Here is a 20,885-nt window from a genome sequence, read left to right as displayed (position 1 = left end):
GTGGAGCTAGGAGGACAGCGCGGTGCGGATGCGGCCGTACGCCTTCAACGTCCGATCTGCGGTGGTGCGCAACATGGGGCTCGCAAGCACGGTGCTTCTCGCCTTTCTGACAGGAACGCGCAACATCCAGTGCACGCCCGCGCCGACGTGGGCCCGCGCGACGCGGCCCTCCGCGACGTGGTACTCGCCGTTCTTGAGCTTCTCTTTATACTCCTTTTCACCCCGACCCATATCAATAACCTGGATTCCGGACGAAGCCGCCCGTTCTGCCATGGCGAGATGGTGGATGAGGCCGGGGGAGTACTTGGCGAAGGCGGTGTCGTAGGCGGGGAACCATCCGGCGAGCGTGGTGCGGGTGCGCAGCCCGAAGTGCCCGGCCACGGGACGCCCGTCGGCGTACACCATGTCGAGCATGCCGGCGAAGCTCTCGGTGTCGGTGGCGAGCAGGCGCTCGACCAGCGCCACGATCCACGGCCGGGCGAAGCGGTCGCTCCTGCCGGTGCGGCGGTACTGGTCGGTCTTCCAGCCGAGCAGCGTGCGCAGCGGCCCGGCGTCCTTGATCGCGAAGTCGTGCCGGACCTCGCCCACGTCGCGGGAGAGCTTGCGCTGCTTGTACAGCGTCGAGCGGTAGGTCTTGCCGGAGTTCTCCTTCAGCGTCGCGACGTAGGAGTCCCAGCCCTCCCGCAGGTCGATGATCGGCGACGGGTGCCGCTCGTGCCTGGCCGGAAGCAGGGGCTGGCCGACGACGAGATGGTCGAACTCCCAGACGGCGAGACCGCAGTCGCGTACCAGCTTGTGCGGATCGATCTCGATGTCCTTCGCGTGCACCAGCCCCTGCGCGTCGGTGAGGCCCGCCGCGACGGGCTTGCCGATCCCCATGGGATGGCGCTCGAAAGGAAAGAACCCGACGAGATCGGGTCCGTCGGTGAGGACGGCGACGCGTACGTCGTCGCGAAGCTCCCCCACGATGAGGGTGAATTCCGGCGACAGGAACGGGTTGTCGAAGGCGGGGTCGGCTTCCTGGAGGGAGCGCCAACGGGACACCTCCGGCTCGCCGAGCTCCTTCGGGTGAACGACTGAGACGCGCATGGGCTCCTACTGGGATGTGCGGTATCCCCAAGATCAGGCATGGCCGATAGACCCGATGTTCTCGGGTGTGATCTCAGCATGCCCAACCACATGTAATGACGAGGTAAGGTCGGGGGCGGCGCGGGACCCCGCGACCCAATGCATACCTGGTACCAGGTAAAACTATCTCATCCGCCGGTGCGGGACGCCGGATGGACACGCCGTCCGCCACGGATCCACCCCGGGCTGGCAGATGAACCCGAGTGGCGTTCTAATTAAGGGCTATGAACACCCCCGGAATCGACTGGCCGAAGCTGGTCGCCTGGATGGGCGCGAACGCCCCCGCCGCCGGCCGCCCCGTCGACGTGTCGCTGCTGTCGGGCGGCAGGTCCAACCTGACCTACCTGATCCGCACCGACGCCGAGCCGGTCGTGCTGCGCCGCCCGCCGCTGGGCCACGTGCTGCCGACGGCGCACGACATGAGCAGGGAGTGGCGGGTGATCTCCGCGCTCGCCCCCACGCCGGTGCCGGTGCCCGAGCCGGTCGCCTTCTGCGGCGACGAGGACGTCATCGGCGCCCCCTTCTACCTGATGGGACACGTGGACGGCGCGGCCATCCGCGACCGGGCGGCGCTTGAGCCGTTCGGCGCCGAGCACACCCGGCGGCTGGCGGAGCGGCTGGCGGAGATCCTGGCCGCCATACACGCGATCGACTACCGGGCGGTCGGGCTCGGCGACTTCGGCCGGCCCGAGGGCTACATGGCCAGGCAGCTCCGGCGGTGGAACCAGCAGTGGGAGCGGTCGGCGACCCGGGAGCTGCCGGAGTACGACCGGCTCGTCGCGCGGCTGACCGAGCGGCTGCCCGCCCACGCGTCGGCCACGCTGCTGCACGGGGACTTCCGGCTGGACAACACGCTGGTCGGGGTCGCGCCGGACGGCTCGCCGGAGGTCAGGGCCGTGGTGGACTGGGAGATGTCCACCCTCGGCGACCCGCTCGCCGACCTCGGGCTGACGCTGACGTACTGGCAGGACCGGGCCCGGTCGGTGCCGGTCTCGGGTGACGCCACGCTGGCCCCGGGATTCCTGGACGCCCGGGAGTTCGCCGCGCACTACGCCAAGGCCGCCGGGGCCGACCTCGCCGAGCTGGACTTCTACCTGGCCTTCGGCTGCTTCAAGCTCGCGGTCATCATCGAGGGTATCCACGCGAGGTACATCCAGGGTAAGACCGTAGGAGAGGGGTTCGAGCACGTGGGCGAGGGCGTCCCGGTGCTGGTGGCGCGCGCTCACCGCATCCTCGACGGCTCGTAGCCCGCGGCCCTGTGAAGCTGGGAGGCGTGGGATGAGCACCGTTGCGTTGGTCACCGGGGCGGCGAGCGGCATCGGCGCGGCCACGGCGAGACGGCTGGCCGCCGGGGGCGTCTCCTGCGTGCTGGTGGACATCGACGGCGACGGCCTGGAGCGCGTGGCCAAGGAGATCGGCGCGGCCACGCTGACCGGTGACGTGTCGCGGCCCGAGGTCTCCGCCGAGGCGGTCGCGCTGGCCGTGGAGCGCTATGGCGGGCTGGACCTCGTCCACCTCAACGCCGGGGTGGCCACCGGGTTCGACCTCGCCGCCGAGTTCGACGCCGATCTGTACCGGCGCGCGACCGGCGTCAACATCGACGGCGTCGTGTACGGCTTCGCCGCCGCGGTGCCCGCGCTGCGCCGCCGGGGCGGGGGCGCGATCGTGGTCACCGCCTCCATCGCCGGGCTGATGGGCTACGAGGCCGACCCCGTCTACACGATGACCAAGCACGCGGTCGTGGGCCTGGTGCGCGCGATGGCGGGCCCGCTCGCCGTGGACCGCATCCGGGTGGGCGCCGTGTGCCCCGGCTTCACCGACACCCCGCTGCTCGGCGGCGGGGCCAAGCGGGTCTTCGTCGGCGCGGGGTTCCCGCTGCTCACCGCCGACGACGTGGCCGCGGCCGTCGAGTCGGCCTTCTACGCCGAGACGCCGGGCACGGTGCTGGTCGTGCAGCCGGGCCGGGCGCCGGTGCCGTACCGGTTCGCGGGCATCCCGGGCCCGGCGGACCACCGCAGGCCGCCCGTGGTGACCGGAGAGGCGTAGCTCCTGTTATGGGGCGTATGAGAAGGTTCTAGAACATTCAAGCAACCTGCAAGCGATGGCCGGTACGGTAATCGTGGGTGTGAACCATCATGGTTCGTCACCCCCGGCGGGCGGGGGCCGCGCTGGCCGCGCTGGCCGTGCCGCCTGTGCCGCCTGTGCAACGCCTGGAAATGCGTCTAAGTGAACAGGATTGGGTGAGCGAGCGGTGATTCCCAGTAACGGACGGCACGCACGTGGGGGGCCGAGCTGGCCGGTCGCCATCGGCGCCGGTGTCGTGGCCCTGGCACTCATCGTGGGCATCCTGTTCTACGCGAGCCGCGACAGGGAGACGGGCCGGGGGCAGGCGATGACCGTCGCCCCGACCGAGCCCGCGCCCAGCCTCCAGCCGCCGCCGGTCACCGCCGACTGGCCGCGCTGGGGCGTCACCCACACCCAGTACAGCGCCGACAACGAGACGCCGGACGTCACCGAGGCGGCCTCCCACCTGCTCGACCGGGTGCCCATGCTGCAGAACCAGCACATCATGGGCTGGGGCGCGGGCAACCCCGAGCCGGCCCCCGGGCAGTACGACTTCCGCGACCTGGACCGGCGGGTCAAGTTCATGGCCCAGTCCAAGTCCATTCCGGTGCTGACCCTGTGCTGCGCGCCCGACTGGATGAAGAACGGCAGCGAGGGGCGTACGGACTGGACCCGGATCGAGGTCGCGCCGCAGCGCGACCACTTCGACGACTACGCCAAGCTCGCGGCCACCGTCGCCAAGCGCTACCCGACGGTCAAGCACTTCATGGTGTGGAACGAGTTCAAGGGCTTCTGGCACAACTCCCGCAACGAGTGGGACGCGGCGGCGTACACGGAGCTGTACAACAAGGTCTACACGGCGTTGAAGGCCGTGAACAAGGACATCAAGGTCGGCGGCCCGTACATCCCGATCGACAGCAACGTGACCGCGGGCCCGCGCTCGGAGCTCACCGGCCCCTGGGGCACGGTGGACCAGCGCACGCTCGACGCGATCCAGTACTGGCTGAAGAACAAGAAGGGCGCCGACTTCATCATCATCGACGGCTCCTCGGCCAACAAGGACAAGGGCCTGGTGCCCGACGAGTTCACCGCTCTCGGCAAGTTCAGCGCGGTCACCAACTGGGTGCGCCGCGAGAGCAACGACCTGCCGGTGTGGTGGGCCGAGTGGTACGTCGAGACCGACGGCTCCGACTGGGACGAGAACCGGCGCGTCGCCGTCCAGGCCGCGGCCATGATGGAGTTCGCCAGCAGCGGCGTCACCACCGCCCTGTACTGGAACCCGCAGCGCAAGGCCGGCGGCACCGACCAGACCTGCCCCGGCTGCCTGTGGCAGCCGGGCACCGGCCGCGAGCTGCCGATGGCCGGCATCATCAGCGGCTTCACCAAGTGGTTCCCGGCGCACGTGACACTGGAGGACGTCACCGCCTCCGACCCCCGGGTCAAGGTGCTGGCCCAGCCGCGCCAGCTCGTGATGGTCAACACCACCAACACCAAGCTCACCGTGACGGTGGACAACCAGGAGTTCCAGCTCAACCCGTACGAGGTGAAGTGGAGCGACCGGGGCGCCTGACGCCCCACCGGACCCGATAGCCCTCCCGGCCGTCCCGCATTGGGCGGCCGGGAGGGCGTTCGTATGCGGCGGCCGGGAGGACGTTCGCACCGGCCCGGCACGCGAGAGCCCGTGCGCTGTCCGGCCCGCCCTCCATGACCGCCGCGCTGTTCCCCCACGATCGAGACCAGCGGGTACCACCGGAGACCGGCGGGCCGGCATCGCCGGACGACCCGACCAGGACATGCCCCCTGCCGGGGGCACCTCCTACAGGAATCCGATCGTCAGGAACCGCTCCACGATCACGGCGACGGCGATCACGAACCCGAGGGCGGCGACCACCAGCGTGCGGCGGCGGGCGCGGCGGGCCAGGTGCAGGCCGCGCAGCCGCATCACCTCGTAGGCGAAGCCGCCCACCCAGGCCACCGCCAGCGCTCCCAGGCCGTAGGGCGTCCAGGACGTCGTGGCGTCACCCGGCAGCTCGAAGGTCGCCGTGGTGTCGCCCACCGGGCCCTTCGGATAGGAGCGGTAGGTGTACACGGCCGCGTCCTGGTTGGAGTAGACCCGTTTGAGCTCCTTGGAGGAGTCCAGGGCGGCCCGGAAGCGCTCGCCCCACCCCTTCGGGTAGCCGTTGTTCAGCTCCAGGTAGTGCGCCTGCCCCTTGGTGGCGATCACGTACGACCGGGGGCCGAGCATCCGCAGGTCGGAGACGATCGCGGAGATGTTGGTGGGGTCGGCGTCCGCCATCGTCTCGCGGTACTCCACCTTCTCGATGTCCCGCTCACGCCACGGGATCGTGGGCGTGATCTCCTCGCCCAGCACCGGGACCAGGTACAGCAGGCGCGCGTTGGGGTCGTCGTGGGCGTACACCCAGCGCATGGCCGCGACCTCGCCCGTGGTGACCCGCTCGAACTTCTCGTTGCCGTAGCGGGCCACCAGGAACGCCATCGACAGCGACAGCGCGCACGCCGCCGCCAGCACCAGCGACACCTTCCGGGTCAACTGCGGGTTGAACCGCACGTTGCGCCGCCGGATCGGCACGGTCTCCTCGCCGGTGTTGGCGGGCCCGGCGGGCAGGTTGGGGAAGAACGCGTACGCCGCGAGGATGCAGGCCCCGGGCAGCGCGAACATGTAGATCCGCAGCCCGATCTCGCCGCCGTAGCTCTGCAGGCCCAGCGCCAGCACCGGGATGCACAGCAGGACCAGCGCGGCCCGGTCGGCCACCCCGCGGCGCAGGCGCCGCAGCAGGCCGATCGCCGCCAGCGCGAGGATCACCCCGCAGATGCCGAGCCGCACCTGCAGCACCATCGTGTGCTGCGGGTCGGTGCCCGCGACCCGCTCGGTGGTGTTCTCGGCCAGGTTGTCGAAGATCCGGCCGATGCCGCCGAAGATGTTGTCGATGTTGCCCGACCAGTACGGCGTGGCCTGGTAGCTGATCCAGGCCAGCACCACCAGGCCGAGGAAGAACGGCAGCGCCAGCGACAGCGACGTACGCCGGAGCAGGATCAGCCCGGTCAGCGCGCCCAGCATCATGAACGGCGTGATCTGGTGCGCCGCGGTGGTCGCCATGAACAGCACCACCAGCACGATCAGCAGGATCACCCGGTCGGCGACCCGGGCGGGCGGCAGCGACAGCTCACCCGGCGACAGCGAGTCGAGCTTGGCCAGCAGCCTGCGGATGCCCCGCTTCTTCGGCAGCGGCTTCGTACGCGGCTCCACCTTGCCGAACCAGCGCAGCACGATCGCCACGAACGCCAGGTACAGCGCGAAGGTGAACCCCTGCGGCGAGAAGTAGTCCTGCCCGATCCACTGCACCAGCACGAACAGCAGCGCCGCGAACCACCGCGCCCGGGTCGTGGCCACGACCAGGCGCAGCAGCAGCACGAACGGCAGCATGTACAGCAGGTTCGACAGCAGCGGCGTCCACTGCAGGATCGGCGCCAGGTCGGTGATCCCGGCCGCCCTGGTCACGAACGCGAACAGCACGAAGAACCCGGGCCAGGAGAAGCGCGCGTCCAGGCCGGGCAGCGCCTCGCCGGTGCGCGCGATGTACTCCACGAAGCCCGCGTGCACCCAGGCGGTGTGGAAACGCGGTTGGTCCTCCACCAGCGCGGCGGCGCCGTGCAGCGCGAAGGTGATCGTGGCGAGCTGGAACAGCAGCAGGCCCTTGCGGTCGGTGTTCTGCCCGATCGTGACGAAGAACGCCAGGATGAGCATCAGGATGCCGGCGAACGCCGCCCCCGGCAGCACCGAGATCAGCCCGAGCCCGTTGATGTCCTCCAGGTTCACCCCGCGCATCGGCCCCGGCGAGACCTTCAGCGCCAGGATGTACATGACCAGGCCCTCCAGCGTCAGCACCGGCGGCAGCCAGCGCGGCGCGGTCCTGGTCAACACGTTCATCCGCCGCCGCATCCCCTTCGCCCCGGCCCCACCGGGGGTCCACGAGGGCCCGGGGACGACCACCGAGGGCGCCGCCTCCCGCGCCGGGTCGGCGGGCGACGCGGTCGCGGGAGGGGCCTCCTGCGGGAGCGCCTGGGGCGCGGCAGGAGCCGGCGCGGCGGCCTTCGTGCCCCCGGCGGCCGGGGCCTCGGTCTGGTGCGGCGTGGCGACACCCTTGGTCGCGCCCTTCGCGCCCCCCGCCTCGGCAGCGGTCGCGCCGGTGCGGGGATCGGCCTTGCCCGCCTTGGGGGTGGCCGTGCCCGTGGCCGGTGTGGTCGTGCCCGCGCCGGGCGCGGCCTTGGCCGTGCTCGGACGCTCCGTCGCGGCGCCGCTGCCGGGCTTGGGCGCGCCCGTTGCGCGCTTCTGCGCGTCGTCCGCTGTGCTGCGTTGCGGCGTGGCGGTGGTGCCGGGCTTGGCGGGACGTGCGGTCGTCGCGGGGCCGCCGCGCTCGGCCGCGTCCGTGCCGGGAGCGGCCTCGGCCTTGGAAGAGGCGTCGGCGCCCGTGCGGGGAACGGCCGTGCCCGCCTTGGCGGCGGCCGTGCCCGTGGCCGGTGTGGTCGTGCCCGCGCCGGGTGCCGCCTTGGCCGTGCTCGGACGCTCCGTCGCGGCGCTGCCGCCGGGCTTGGGCGCGTCGTCCGCTGTGGTGCGCCCCGGAGTGCCGGTCGTGCCGGGCCTGGGGCGGTCGGTGCGGGGTTTGGAGGCCGTGGCAGTGTCTGGAGTGGCCTTTGGGGCTTTCGGGGCCTGTGAGGCGCTCTCAGGGGCGTCCGGGGCCCGCTTGGCGGGCTCGGCCGCGTCGCCTGCGTCGGCTGCGTCGCCTGCGTCGCTCGCGTCGGCCGCGTCGGAGTCCGGGGCGGGGCCGGGTTCGGCGGGCAGGCGGAGGTTGACGGTGGTGGCGCCGAGGTCCGCGTCGGGGGTCGCCTCGTCACCGGAGGGCTCGGGCTTGTCGTCCGGCCGCGTCGGCTCCGGGGTGATGACGATCTTGGGGAAGACCGCCGTGGCGTCGGCGTCGTCCTCGTCCGGGGCGGGCGGCACGGAGGGCGCATCGGTGGCGTCGGGGCCGTCGGTCTCCTCGACGTCGGCGCTGCCGGTCGTACCCGTGGTCATGTCCTTACCTGCCCCTTGCCTCACGTGTAACATCATGCGGCCTGGTGCAACCTCTATGCGACGGACCGCTGGGGTGTTTCTCCGTAGTCAAGCATTCTGCGAAGCCCGCCGAAGATCAGAGCGGCGACCAGAAGCTCGCTGAACAGTAGCCCGTATCCGACCGCTTCCACGCCGAAGTACGGGAACAGGGCCATCGTGCTCGCCAGCACCGTGACCGCGAGGCCGATCTGCACCAGGGCCAGTTTGCGGGCCTCGCTGCGCGCGCGCAGCCCGCTGAGGTAGATCTCGATCAGCACCCGTGGCAGCACGGCCAGGGCCATCAGCCGCAGCAGGTGCGTGCCCTGCTCGGCGAAGTCCGGACCGAAGATCGACAGGATCAGCGGCGCCGCCACGATCGTGACCACGACCACCGGCACGATGATCATAAAGGCACGGCGCAGTGCGTGCCGCGCGTTCCGGGCGAGCTGCGTCTTGGCGATCGAGCCCTCGACCGTGAGCGAGGTGGCCATGTTCATCGCCAGCGTCTCGATCAGCGACCCGAGCGTGTGGGCCATGGAGAAGTAGCCGAACGTCGCCTCGTCCACCTGGGAGGCGACCATGACCGGGATCACGTACACGATCGCCAGGATCGACAGCGTCCCCGGGTAGTCGCCGGCGAGGAAGCGGCCGATCTCGCGCAGGGTGGGCGGACGGGTGGTCTCGGCCGCGGGCGCGTTCTCGCGTACGTGCCGGGGGATCACGAAACCGAAGATGAAGATGTTGATCGGGATCAGCGCCATCGCGGTCGGGATGATCCACGAGACGAAGATCCCGTCGTCGGGCAGCGCCGAGGCCAGCCCGACCAGCATGGCCATCTTCACCAGGCCGAAGCAGATGCTGTTGACCGGCACCCAGGTGGCCTTGCGCAGCCCGGCCAGGGTCACGTCCTGCAGCGTGAAGATCGACCACACCAGCACGGAGGCGAGGAAGAACAGCCCCGGGCCGAACCCGGCCAGGCGCTGGTAGGTCTCGCCCCACAGCGGAAGCGTCAGCAGGAAGCCGAACGCGGCCGTGACCCCGGTCGCGCCCGCCACGACGTACGCGCGCACGACGAGGTGCGCCGTCCGTTTCCCCGAGACTGGGATGAACCGGGCCAGCGCTCCCACGAAGCCCAGCGCCGTGAGCGAGGCGAACAGCCGCATGCCGGTGATCAGCGCCTGGCCGCGCCCGAAGTCCTCCGGCGTGTACAGCCGGGCCGCGAGCAGCCAGTAGCCCATGCCGAGCACGGCCGTGATGGCGGTGTTGGCCATCAGCGCGTACCCGTTGCGGAACAGCGGGTTGCGCAGGTCGCGCATCAGCTTCCGGCTCAGGCCGGTCAGCCTGCCGGTCGCCGCCTCCGGCGGCGAAGCGGTCGTGCTCATGGTCGTGGTTCCCCCCTCCGGCACGCGGGGGCCGTCGGCCTCGCGTCCCGGCGCCTCAGGCGAATCAGACACGGCCGCGCACCCGGCGCACGCCGTACCTGGTCCTGCGGACCACGGCGTAACCCTTGGTCAGCAGGCGCTCCCGGAAATAGATGAGGGGGATGCCGCGGTCCTGGACCGCGCGGCGGAACATGGCGATGGTGGTGCCCTTCGCCACCGTGAGCCGGGGCAGCGCGAGGATGTCGTCGCCGTCGTCCGCCAGGTCGTTGTTGACCGCGCACGCGGCCGTGTAGCCCGCCCGGCGCACCTCGCGGCGCACGCGCGCGCTGGAGTAGCCGAACGGGTAGGCCATCGTGGTGACCGGCAGCCCCAGCCGGTCCTCCATCAGGGCCTTGTTGCGGCGGAGTTCCTCGCGCAGCTCCCCGTCGGGCAACTGGTCGAGCTGCGGATGGCTGTGGCTGTGCCCGCCGAACTCGATGCCGGCCGAGGCCGCCTCCGCGGCCTGGGCCCAGGTCAGCATGGTGTCGAGCGGACGGCCCGCCGCGTCGGCGCCGGCGTCCTCGACCCAGCCGCTGGTCAGGAAGACCGTCGCCGGGAAGCCCCTCTTGTCGAGGAGCGGCAGCGCCTCGCGGTGGAAGTCCGCGTAGCCGTCGTCGAAGGTGATCACGACCGGCTTCTCGGGCAGCGGCGGCCCGGTTTTGTCCAGTGACGCGACCAGGCCGGCGAACGTCACCGGCGTGAAACCCTCGTCCTTGAGGCAGTCGAGCTGCTCGGCGAAGTCGCCGGGCCGCACCGCCAGCGGGCGGGTGTCGTCGTTCGGGGTGTCGGTGACCGAGTGGTACATCAGGATGGGCACGCGGGTCATGACGAGCCCCCCATGCGCATCCGGGCGGTGCCCACGACGTAGCCCCAGGTCGTCCAGGCCAGGCCGATCACGATCGCGAACGCGCGGCCCAGGCCGGACACGTCGCCGCGCACGGCGTCGCCGAGCCCGCGCAGCGCGCCGAGCGGCAGGGTCTTCATGGCGTGCGCGCGCTCGCTGGACAGGCCGTCGCCCGCGCCCACGCTGGCCGTGACCAGGGCCTTGGACAGGCCCTCGGCGTAGCACCTGCTGCGGAAGTAGCGGAATTTCTCCCGCGCCGCGGGCACCTTGTGCCCGATGACCGCGCGCGGCTCGTACAGCATGACCGAGCCGGGTCTGCTCTGGGACAGGCGGATGCAGAACTCGGTCTCCTCGCAGCCGAGGGGACGGCTCTTCTTGCCCTGCACGCTGCGCCCGATCCCGGTGCGGAAGCCGCCGACCGCGCCGATCACCTCACGCCGGAAGGCGGCGTTGCCGCCCATGACGTTCCTGATCGGCGCGCGCGTCTCCGGCATGCCGCGGTAGGTGCAGCCGACGGTCCAGTCGAACTCGTACGGATACCACCGCGGCCGGCGGCCGGACGCCCACAACGGCAGCGTCCGCCCGCCCACGCCCACCACGGCGGGGTCCTGGAAGCCCTCCTCCAAAGCCTCCAGCCACCCCGGGTCGGCGACGGCGTCGTCGTCCAGGTAGACGACGATGTCACCGGTGGCCACGTCGGCGCCGGTGTTCTTGCCGCCCGAAAGCCCCTTCTCGTGGGCGTTCTCGACCACGATCGCGTGCGGGTACTCCCGCTTGAGCCGCAGGTGCAGGTCCGGGTTGTAGTCGACGACGAGGATGAGTTCGTGCGCCGGACGGCTCTGGCCCTCCACCGACTCGACCGCTGCCCGGATGTCGTCCCAACGCTCCTCGGTGTAGACGCAGATGACAACGCTGCACTTCATGACTGCTCGCTCGCTAACGGTTTGGCCGACGGTTCGCCCGTGGTCGTCTTGTCGCCCTCGCTCGGGACGTTCGCCCCGCACACGCCCTTCCGGACGTCATTCGCCGGGCGGCGCCCGATGGATCACGCGACGCGGTGGGCTACGCCACGCCCCGGTTGGCCCGGCCGGTCTCGTGAGCCGACTCGTCGTGCTCGTCGAAGTCCTGGTCGGGGCTCTTGCGCATCTCGCGGATGATCGTCTTGAGCACCCGGAACCCGTCGCGTACGACGTGCAGGTTGCTCTCGCCGTGAATGCGGGAACGCTCGTGGCTCGGCACCTCGTGCACCCGCAGGCCCGCCTTGGCCGCCCGGATGTTCATCAGGGTCTCGATCTCGAAGCCGTCGCAGTCGAGTTCGAGGGCGTCCAGGTGGTGGGCCCAGAACGCGGCGAAGCCGTAGCACAGGTCGGTGTACTGGGTGCCGTAGATGTAGTTGACCAGCGACGTCAGCACCTTGTTGCCGAAGCGGCGGTTGAAGGTCAGGTCGTCGCTGCCGCCCCCGGAGGCGTACCGGGAGCCCTTGACGAAGTCGGCGCCGGTGACGAGCGCGCCGACGAACTGGATGATCTCGCGGCCGTCGGTCGAGCCGTCGGCGTCGATCATGACGATGATGTCGCCGGTGCACGCCGCGAAGCCGGCCGACAGGGCGTCGCCCTTGCCCTTGCCGGTCTGCCGGACGATGCGCACGTTCGGCCGCAGCCGCTTGGCGACCTCGACGGTGTCGTCGGTCGAGTTGCCGTCCACGAGCACGATCTCGTCGATCCAGTGCGGCAGCGTGGCGAAGACGTGCGGCAGGTTCTCCGCCTCGTTCATCGCGGGGATCACCACGCTGACGCTCGGGGAGATCGCCACGTGGGGGGACAACGGGGTGAAGCGCTCCAACGGCGGCATCGACCTCAGGGGGGTCACATGAGGCTTGCCGCTGTGCTTTGTGATCTCGGGACTCATTGTGAGGGCTGTCCTTCCGGGCGGTCGGTCATCGGCGCTGACTGCCGCGCGGACCCGGCGGGCTCGTGGAGGTGAGGGTGCCGGTGGCAATGGCGAAATCCACGATCGTGCATCTGAGGGTCCTGGGCTGCTGCGGGTGAAGGTGCGTGGAGGGAGTGGTTATCGCGCTCCCGAGGGTTCGGTGGGGGGAACATCCTGCTGTACGGACGTGCGCACCCGGCCGAAGCCCTTGAGCACGCGATCCGCCAGCCGGTAGAGCTGCGGCCGGTCGGTGACGATCGTGCGGGCCTTGTTGACCGGGGCCCTGCCCACCCAGTGGACGGCCGCCGCGGCCGACGGCCGCGAGACCCTCCCCTCGGCGACGAGCAGCGCCCCGTTCTTCAGCCACGACTTGTACTCCCGGCCGCCCTTGCCCATGTCCACCTGCTGGAGGCCGGCGTTGGCGGCGTGCTCGGCCATGTGCAGGTGGTGCATGATGCCCGGCGAGTAACGGGCGAACTCGGTGTCGTAGGCCGGGAACCAGCCCACGAGCGTGGTGGCCGTGCGCAGGCCGAAGTGGCCCGCCACGGGGGTGTCACCGGAGTAGACCATCGTCAGCACCCCGGCGAAGTCCTCGGTCGCCAGGTCGTGGCACTCGTCCAGGAGCTGGACGATCCACGGCTGGGCGAACCGGTCCACACGCCCGGTGCGACGGTACTGGTCGGACTTCCAGTTCATCAGGGTGCGCAGCGTGGCGCGGTCGCGGGAGTCCCACTCGAAGCGGATCTCACCGTGCTCGCGGCCGAGCTTGCGCTCCTTGTACCGCACGGTCTTGAGGTTCTTGGGGGAGTTGATCCGGACCTGCTCGATCCACGGCTCGAAGCCGGCGCTCAGGTCCATGATCGGCGCGGGCCGCACGTCGGACTCGTACGGCGCGAAGGTAGGCTGCCCGGCGACCAGGTGGTCGAAGTCGAACACGCTCAGCTTGCAGGCGCGCAGCAGCGTGCGGGCGTCGAGCTTGAGCTCGGGGACCGAGATCAGGCCGTGGCAGGTGGTCAGGAATCCGCCGAGCGGCTTGCCGATGCCGAAGCTGTGCCGCTCGAAGGGGAAGAACCCCTGGATGCGCCCGCCGTCCTCGATCACCGCGACATGGACGTAGTCGCGCAGCCGGTCCATCGCGAGCGCGAACTCCACGGACAGGAAGGGGTTGTCCAGGGACGGCGAGGCCTTCTGCAGCTCCCGCCATCGGGCCGTCTCGGCGGCGCCGAGGTCCCTCGGGCGAACGACGCTGATGTTCACCTTGAACCTGCCCCCTGCTGCTCGGTCTTCATGTTGCTCGTGTTCCCCCGGTACAAAGTTCGCAGGACGTACAAGAACCCCCCGAGTACCGCGATCGTCGCCACACCGGCTCTAGGGGACCATGCATCGAACAGAAGCATGGCTTCGGCCAGGAGAACATTTACAACCAGACTTGCGGCGGCACCCACTGATAGTGCCGCAAGTGGGTCACGATCACGCAACAGTCCCACGACTGCCGCGCCAGGAACGACCAAAAGGAACAAAGGGGTCAAAACCAGGCGTAGTGGCGTGTCGATATCGGCGAGCGCGATCACCGCCCCCGCGACGCACGCGAGCGCGAGCGCCCACGTGAGTGCTCTCCGATTCCTACGCATCTGTCTAGCTCTCCTGGCTTGGTCATGGCCGATTGATCGCCGGTACTCATGGGACCAATCGCCGTGCAACGCCGTCAACGGCGACGCATTGCCCCGCCGGATGGTTTACCGGACGGCAAAGCGCAGCCGTAGTGTTATCCCTCACATAGTCAAAATGATCTTACATGAGTGGCGCGCGTCACACCTGGGTGTAACGAAGGCCCCAAAGCCTACAATAGGGGATCTTCATCCCGGTGCCTCATCACACCCCAGGATTCCCGCCTAACTCATAAGATCCTACGCACCCCAGGCACCTCTCCGGATCCCCCCACCGCCCCCTGCGCCGCCCCCCTCGGGCTCGCCCGCACGGCCGGTGACCCGGCAGGGCTCGCGGTGCGCTCCTTGGGGTTGGCCCGCACGGCCGGTGACCTGGCCGGGGTGGCGGCGCGCTGCTCGGGTTGGCCCGCCTGCCGGTGGGTGCGGCCGGTGGGGGGCCGCGGCGCCGTTATGTGATGGTCGTCACTCTGCCCTGTCTCGGCGGCTTCGCCGGGAGGGGGCGGGGGTCGGCGCCGTCCTCGCCCGCCCCGGGGGGTCAGGTCGCGGGGACGGTGTGCTCGGTGACCGTGGTGTCGGAGGAGGTGGGGGTTTCCGACGGGTCGGCGGTGGGGGTGACGGGGTCGTCGGTGGGGGGCTCGGAGATGTCGTCGTCGCTGCCGGACCAGGAGACCGTGCAGGACGGGCTGCCCGCGGAGGAGGTGAAGGTGACCGTGCCGGTGCCCGCGGCGTCGGCGGTGGTGACGACCCAGACCGAGGCGGTGGCGCCCGCCTTGAGGCGGCCGCTGCTGGGCTGGACGCTCAGGCCGCCGCCGGCGGAGGCGCTCCAGGTGACCGCGGCGCCGCGGGCGGACAGGGTGATGCGGCCCGCGCCGCCCTCGCCGAGGGAGCCGGGGCAGGAGGCGGAGAAGCGGGCGGTGGAGTGGGCGGCGGGGCCGCGGGTGGCGGCGGGGCGGGGGGCGTTGCGGCGCTTGCGGGGCGGCGGCGCGGCGGAAGGGACCTCGGCCTCGGGCGCCTCGGTGGTGCGGGTGCGCGACGGGGTGGGGGAGGACGCCGGCTCGGTGGGCTCCTCGGGCAGCTCGGTGTCCTCGGGGGTCACGTCGGGGCCGGGGGAGAACACGCCGTCCTCCGGCGCCGCCTGGGCGTTGCCCGTACGGCCGGGCCCCTCGTCCTGGCCGCTGACCACGATGACCGCGCCCGTGGCGGTCAGCAGGCACACCGCCGCGATGACCACCGGGGTCAGCCTGCGGGGCCGGCGCCGGGAGCGCCGCTCGACCGTCACCGGGAAGCCCGACTTGTCGGTCTGCTCGGTGCGCTGCATGATCACCGTACGGGTCTGCTCCCGCTCCGGGTTGACGCAGGTGTCGATCACCCGGCGGCGCAGCGACAGCGGCGGGTACGCCACCGGCACCAGGTCCAGCAGCTTCTCGGCCGAGACCTGCCGGTGCCGCAGTTCGGTGCAGACCTCGCAGCCGCCGATGTGGCCCGACAGCCGCCTGCGCAGGATCTGCGTCAGCGGCCCCTCCCAGGAGTCGAGCATCGCCGACAGGTCCGGGCAGTGGGCCCGGCCGTTCCTGGCCAGCAGCACCGCCGCCGCGGCCAGTTCCAGGTGCTCGCGGGCCCGGCCGAGCCGCGTACCCGCCTGGCGGGAGGTGATCCCGAGCACCGCGCCCACCTCCGCCGGGGTGAGCCCGTGCCGCGCCGCGAGCTCCAGCGCCTCGCGCTCGTCGCGGCTCAGCTCGGTGAGCACGTCGTGCACCAGGTCGGTCAGCTCCGGGTCGGCCGGGGGCTCCTCCACCCCGCGCGGCTCCTCCCGCACCGGCGCGCCGTGCGGCGGGGTGACCCGGCCCCGCTCGCGCGCGGCGCACTGGAAGCGCACCAGCGCGTACAGCCAGGCGCGCAGCTTGGCCGCCTCGCCGAGCCGCCCGGCCGAGGCGTGGGCGGTCACGATCGCGTCGTGCACCGCCTCGGCCGCCGCCTGTTCATCGCGCAGCAGCGAGCACGCGTAGTCGTGCAGGCGCTCCGCGTAGGCGTCGTAGAGGCTCGCGGGCGCGTGAGCGTCCATTCGTCGCAGCGCCTCGGCCAGCTTGTGGTCGTCGGCGCGGCCGGCGTTCGGCCATCCGGGCACGGATCTTCCTCCCCGCAGGACGGGCACGTAGGCGGGAGAATTCACCTGCCCGCTCCAGGCCCCACACGCGTAGGACGCGACCGGTTCCGGACGGGTTGACGAACGCATAACAACCCGGCATGACCTGGGGTTAGGGGGGTTTTACGGCATTTATGGGGATGGCGTTACCAGTGGGGTTCGGGCCATAGCCGGGCGCCTGTCGGTCCGCGGTGGCAGCGGGGTTCGGCGTTGCGTTGCGGACGGCCGCCTGCCTGTCCCCGCCCTGGGGCGGCGGGTACGGCGCGGGGGAGCGGCGGCGCGCGGCCGGGCGTGCCGCGTACGTCTGGCGCGCGGGCACGCCGGGCCCTGTCGGCCTGACCCCGTACGTCCCCCGCCTACGCCAGGCCGGTGGCGTGGGGGTCCCGGGTCAGCCGTCGCAGTGCGGGGAGCACAGGCGGCGCTCCATGCCCTGGAGGAAGAACTTGCGCACGTCCAGGATGTTCTTGGCGATGAACAGCTCGCCGCCGGTGGCCTTGGCCAGCGCCTCCATGGTGCGCTTGCCCTTGGGGGCGTCGGGACCGAAGGCGATGATCAGGATGCTGACCGGCTTGGTCTCGTCGTACTGCGCGCGCAGGCGGCGCAGGATCTCGGCGTTGGACAGGCCGCCGTCGGGGTCGTCGTTGCCCGCGCCGTCGGTGAGCACCAGCAGGGTGTTGATCTTGTCGGGCTGGTACTCCTCGGTCATCCGCTCGTACGCCGCCGCCAGCGTGTCGTTCAGCCCGGTGTCGCCGGTGGGTTTGGCCTTGATCGTGGCCAGGTGCTGTACCAGCAGGTCCTTGCGCAGCTTGCCGTTGATCGTCTCGGTGATCGGGCCGACCGGCACCATCTCGCGGTAGTCGGCGCCGTTCGGGGCGAGGTGGGTGGAGAACTCCCACGCGCCGATCTCGCTGTCGGGCGGGAACAGCTTCAGGCCCTCACCGGCGATCCTGGCGATGACGCTCATCCGGTCCTGGCCGGTGCCCGGCACGGGCAGCGCCATCGTGCCCGACACGTCGTACAGGGCGAGCAGCCGGGTGCCCAGGTTCAGCCGCGACCACGACTGCGACAGCGACGCCACCGTCTTGGCGTCCGGCAGGGCCAGGGCCTTGGGGGGCTTGGCGGCGAAGCCGCTTGCCGGGGCGAGCGCCGGGCCGGCCTTGTCGTCGGCGGTGCGGAAGCCCTCCTTGCGGATGGCCGTCTTGGCGGCCTCGGTGGAGAGCTGCCGGGTGAACTCGGCGGCGGCCTTGGTCACCGCGGCGTCCTTGGCCAGGACGACGACGGGATAGTCCAGGTTGAGGGTGCCCTCGGCCGGGTACAGCGGCACGGCCGGGTTGGTCGGCTTCTTGGTGGTGTTGTACGCCCACACCGCCTGCTCGGAGGACACGCCGATCGGCGCGCGCCCCGACTTGACGTCCAGGCTGGCCAGCAGCGCGTCCGGGCTGCGCGCGAGCGACTGCGAGAGCTGCTTGAGCGCCCCGATGAGCTGGGCCTGCTGGCCGCTCTCGCGCAGCACGCCGGACGCGGCGATCAACGCGCCCATCCCGGACGCGTTGCGCGCCGGGTCGGGCGCGAGCACGCGCACCTTCCTGGCCAGGCCGTCGGGGTTGGCCACGTTGGCGGCCGAGACCAGCCCGGTCCAGCTCGCCGCGCCGAAGCTCTGCTTCAGGCTCGCCACCACCGTGCGGGAGGCGACGAGCACGATCGGGGAGTGCGCGGCCGACGCCGTGGGACGCGGCAGTTCGACGCCCTTGGCCTGGAGCTGGCTCAGCCACAGGCTGGAGTCGGGGACCCACACGTCGGTGCCGCCCTTGCCGGCCTCGGCGCCCTCGGCGGAGGTGACGCCGGTGCCGCCGAGCGCGCCCGCCACGCTGGACGCGTCGGCCTTCTTCACCGAGACCTGTACGCACCGGCCGTCCACGGAGTGCCTGGCGCCGTTGAACGTGGCCGCGACCGCCGAGAGCGCCGGCTGGATGTCCGGCGAGGCGGTCACGCGCAGGGCCAGTTCGTCGCCGGCGCAGCCCCGGTCGCGGTTGACGATCACGAACGCCGCGACACCGAGCAGGACGGCGAGCGCGACGGCTCCGGCGAGCGGGACGAACACTTTGCCCCGCCCGCCACGCCTGCGTGCCGGCGCCTGGCGGAATTGCTGGTACCCGTCGTCGAGCTCGTCTGTCCGGTGGCGTCCGCCCACAATGTCCTCTTAGGTGTTGGTCGGGTCCGGTGATGCGGCACCCTATCGGGTCATAGTCCGCAATGTTTACGGAACGATACTGGGAACGCTAACTGTGGCAAAACTCCTGTTTTGCTGCATCGATTACGTCCTGCGGCGGCGGGCTGGACGGTACGTCGCCGGTGGCGGGCGTGGCACGCGATACATCTTGACAGCGCTCCCACGTTCTGTATCGTGAGGGTCAATATCGCGATATGTCGCGTAACGCAGCCGGGGGGAATGGGCTCCGGGGGGATATGGCCTCGCTCCGGGGGGCATGGGCTGCGGAAGCCGTCGGGGGCGCAATGGCCGTCCCGGCGGTGCGGCGAGCGGCGGGCTGACGAAGGGCTCACGAGGGGCGCGCATGGCGGCGGTCATGGAGGCACGGGACACGGCGCGGGCGGTGATCGACCATCCGGCGCCGGCCGGCGTGCCGGCGCCCGCGCCGTCGCGGTCGGAGGCGGGGGACCTGGTCCTGATCGATCTCGGCGGGCTCACCCGCGAGTGCGAGGGCGTCATCCGGGGCGTGCTGCGCGAGTCGAGCGCGGTGCGCGAGGTGGAGATCGCCGCGGCGGCGCGGCGCACCTGCCGGGTGCTGGCCGGGCCCGGCGCCGGGCCGGAGCTGGCCGCGGCCCTGTACGCGCGCGGCCTCCCGGTGACCGTGCTCACCCTGATCCGCGGCGGCGGGGAGACGCGCGATGGCGGCGGGCCGCGGGTGGGGGGTGACGGTGTGGGTCAGTGGCAGCAGCCGGCCTGTCCCTGCCAGGCCCTGACCCCCTCGCGTACGGCGACGCCCGCCAGCAGCAGCGCCACCGCCGGGTCCACCCACCACAGGCCCATCGTGTTCAGCCACAGGCCGATCAGCACCCCGCCCGCGACCGCCGCGCACAGCAGGTTCTGGGTGCCCTCGCCCGCGGTGGACGGCGAGCCCAGGCGGGCGCCGAGCCTGCGCTTGGCCAGGCCCAGGGCCGGCATGCTGATCAGGCTGACGGTGGTGACGACCATGCCGAGCACCGTGGGGGCGGCCCGGTGGCCCGCGCCCACCTCGTGCGCGACGTGCACGACCAGGTAGGGCGCGAGCAGCCAGAAGCTCACCGCGACCGCCCGGGTGGCGGTGCGCTCGGCGTGCGGCGACAGGGTGCGCGAGCCGGTGAACCGCCACACCACGATCAGGCTGGCCAGCGCCTCGACGAGTGAGGACAGCCCCCAGCCGAGCAGCGCGGCGGAGTCGGCGTGCCAGCCGGCGGCCAGCGCCAGCCCGCTCTCGGCGCCCAGCCAGCACAGCGTGACCAGGGAGAGCATGCGGGCCCGGCGCGCGTCGCCGGCCCAGCTCGGGTGGGGGTGGTGCGCGTGGAGGCGGGGCGGGGGTGCTGGCGCGGCCGGGCGTGGGCGAACACGTTGGTCAGGCACCATGACTACGTCTCCCCACCCCCGGCCTCGACAGCGCTACGTACCTTACCCACTACTAACCGTGAGTATCTCTCTTCTCACGCAAAGCTCACGCAACTCCTGCACCATTTCGGCGGCGTACGGAGCATGTCCGGGACGTGCGAGTATGCACGGGTGGACGTGCGGGAAGTGGCCGACGCCGCCGACCCCCGGCTGGCCGACTACACGCGGCTGCGCGACGTGGAACTGCGCAAGAGCCTGGAAACCGAGCGGGGCCTGTTCATCGCCGAGGGCGAGAAGGTGATCCGGCGCGCGCTGGCGGCCGGGTACCCCGCGCGCTCGGTGCTGCTCACCCGCAAGTGGCTGCCGGCGCTGGCCGACGTCCTGGGCGGGGTCACGGTCTACCTCGTCGGCGACGAGGTGATGCGCGAGGTCGCCGGGTTCCAGGTGCACCGCGGCGCGCTCGCCTCGATGGAGCGCCTGCCCCTGCCCCCGGTGGGCAAGCTGCTGGCCGGGGCCTCCAGCGTGGTCGTGCTGGAGGACATCGTGGACCACAGCAACATCGGCGCGATCATGCGCTGTGCGGCGGCGCTGGGCGTGGGCGGCGTGGTGTTGTCGCCGCGCTGCGCCGACCCGCTGTACCGGCGGGCCGTGAAGGTCTCGATGGGCACCGTGTTCAGCGTGCCGTACGCGCGCATGGACGACTGGCACGGCGGGCTCGCCGAGCTGCGCGCCGCGGGGTTCCGGCTGCTGGCGCTCACCCCGGCGCACCACGCCGCCCCGATCGAGGAGGCGCTGGAGCGGGCGCGGGACGGCAAGGTCGCGCTGATGCTCGGCTCCGAGGGCGACGGGCTGTCCTCCCGCTGGCTGTCGCAGGCCGACGAGCCGGTGCGTATCCCGATGAGCGGCGAGGTCGACTCGCTCAACGTCGCGGCGGCGGCCTCGATCGCCTGCTACCTGCTCACCAGGCGGGCCTGACCC

14 protein-coding genes are annotated in these 20,885 nt (G+C 71.6%); 4 read left to right on the top strand and 10 right to left on the bottom strand.

The annotated features are described in order from the left end of the window. Positions 1-6 precede the first annotated feature (6 nt). The gene (locus tag HNP84_RS30675; protein WP_185053404.1) at positions 7-1,089 is read right to left on the bottom strand and encodes a GNAT family N-acetyltransferase; all 1,083 of its coding nucleotides are present in this window, start codon (positions 1,087-1,089) and stop codon (positions 7-9) included. Between the two features lie 263 nt (positions 1,090-1,352). Here HNP84_RS30675 and HNP84_RS30670 point away from each other — a divergent pair, with 263 nt between their 5' ends. From HNP84_RS30670 to HNP84_RS30660, 3 genes are all read left to right on the top strand, one after another. Next, positions 1,353-2,375 carry a phosphotransferase family protein gene (locus HNP84_RS30670; protein WP_185053403.1) on the top strand — a complete coding sequence of 341 codons (1,023 nt, stop codon included), beginning with the start codon at positions 1,353-1,355 and terminating at the stop codon, positions 2,373-2,375. Between the two features lie 31 nt (positions 2,376-2,406). Beyond that, complete coding sequence (locus HNP84_RS30665) at positions 2,407-3,174, top strand: SDR family oxidoreductase (RefSeq protein WP_185053402.1); 768 nt, start codon at positions 2,407-2,409, stop codon at positions 3,172-3,174. Between the two features lie 205 nt (positions 3,175-3,379). After that, positions 3,380-4,762, top strand: coding sequence for a GH39 family glycosyl hydrolase (locus HNP84_RS30660; RefSeq protein ID WP_312926061.1), 1,383 nt, complete (start codon positions 3,380-3,382; stop codon positions 4,760-4,762). Between the two features lie 246 nt (positions 4,763-5,008). Here the strand turns inward: HNP84_RS30660 and HNP84_RS30655 are convergent, their stop codons facing one another. From HNP84_RS30655 to HNP84_RS30615, 9 genes are all read right to left on the bottom strand, one after another. Beyond that, entirely contained in the window at positions 5,009-8,284 is a 3,276-nt protein-coding gene (locus HNP84_RS30655) for a hypothetical protein (RefSeq protein WP_185053401.1), read from the bottom strand. A 53-nt stretch (positions 8,285-8,337) separates the two neighbouring features. Continuing rightward, a complete protein-coding gene (locus tag HNP84_RS30650; protein WP_185053400.1) occupies positions 8,338-9,684 on the bottom strand; it encodes a lipopolysaccharide biosynthesis protein in 1,347 nt (448 codons plus the stop codon). A gap of 64 nt (positions 9,685-9,748) precedes the next feature. Then, positions 9,749-10,549 carry a polysaccharide deacetylase family protein gene (locus HNP84_RS30645; RefSeq protein ID WP_185053399.1) on the bottom strand — a complete coding sequence of 267 codons (801 nt, stop codon included), beginning with the start codon at positions 10,547-10,549 and terminating at the stop codon, positions 9,749-9,751. Further along, positions 10,546-11,490: a glycosyltransferase family 2 protein gene (locus HNP84_RS30640; protein ID WP_185053398.1), complete on the bottom strand. Its 945-nt coding sequence runs from the start codon at positions 11,488-11,490 to the stop codon at positions 10,546-10,548. The genes HNP84_RS30645 and HNP84_RS30640 overlap by 4 nt, the downstream gene beginning before the upstream one ends. A gap of 139 nt (positions 11,491-11,629) precedes the next feature. Next, positions 11,630-12,418, bottom strand: a complete 789-nt coding sequence (locus HNP84_RS30635) for a glycosyltransferase family 2 protein (RefSeq protein ID WP_246518929.1) — start codon at positions 12,416-12,418, stop codon at positions 11,630-11,632. A 216-nt stretch (positions 12,419-12,634) separates the two neighbouring features. Further along, entirely contained in the window at positions 12,635-13,753 is a 1,119-nt protein-coding gene (locus HNP84_RS30630; protein ID WP_185053396.1) for a GNAT family N-acetyltransferase, read from the bottom strand. A gap of 945 nt (positions 13,754-14,698) precedes the next feature. Further along, on the bottom strand, positions 14,699-16,288 hold the full coding sequence (locus HNP84_RS30625; RefSeq protein WP_185053395.1) for a sigma-70 family RNA polymerase sigma factor: 1,590 nt from the start codon (positions 16,286-16,288) through the stop codon (positions 14,699-14,701). Between the two features lie 406 nt (positions 16,289-16,694). Next, positions 16,695-18,407, bottom strand: coding sequence for a substrate-binding and VWA domain-containing protein (locus tag HNP84_RS30620; RefSeq protein WP_185053394.1), 1,713 nt, complete (start codon positions 18,405-18,407; stop codon positions 16,695-16,697). An 843-nt stretch (positions 18,408-19,250) separates the two neighbouring features. After that, positions 19,251-19,817: a cation efflux transmembrane domain-containing protein gene (locus tag HNP84_RS30615; protein ID WP_221336927.1), complete on the bottom strand. Its 567-nt coding sequence runs from the start codon at positions 19,815-19,817 to the stop codon at positions 19,251-19,253. A 261-nt stretch (positions 19,818-20,078) separates the two neighbouring features. On the opposite strand from HNP84_RS30615, the gene HNP84_RS30610 reads away from it, so the two are divergent. Next, positions 20,079-20,882, top strand: coding sequence for a TrmH family RNA methyltransferase (locus HNP84_RS30610; protein ID WP_312926056.1), 804 nt, complete (start codon positions 20,079-20,081; stop codon positions 20,880-20,882). Positions 20,883-20,885: the final 3 nt, after the last annotated feature.

The organism is Thermocatellispora tengchongensis, assembly GCF_014202315.1.
Taxonomy (GTDB): Bacteria; Actinomycetota; Actinomycetes; order Streptosporangiales; family Streptosporangiaceae; genus Thermocatellispora; species Thermocatellispora tengchongensis.
The sequence above is the reverse complement of the archived record's forward strand: the minus strand, read 5'-3'. Positions and strand labels throughout refer to the sequence as shown.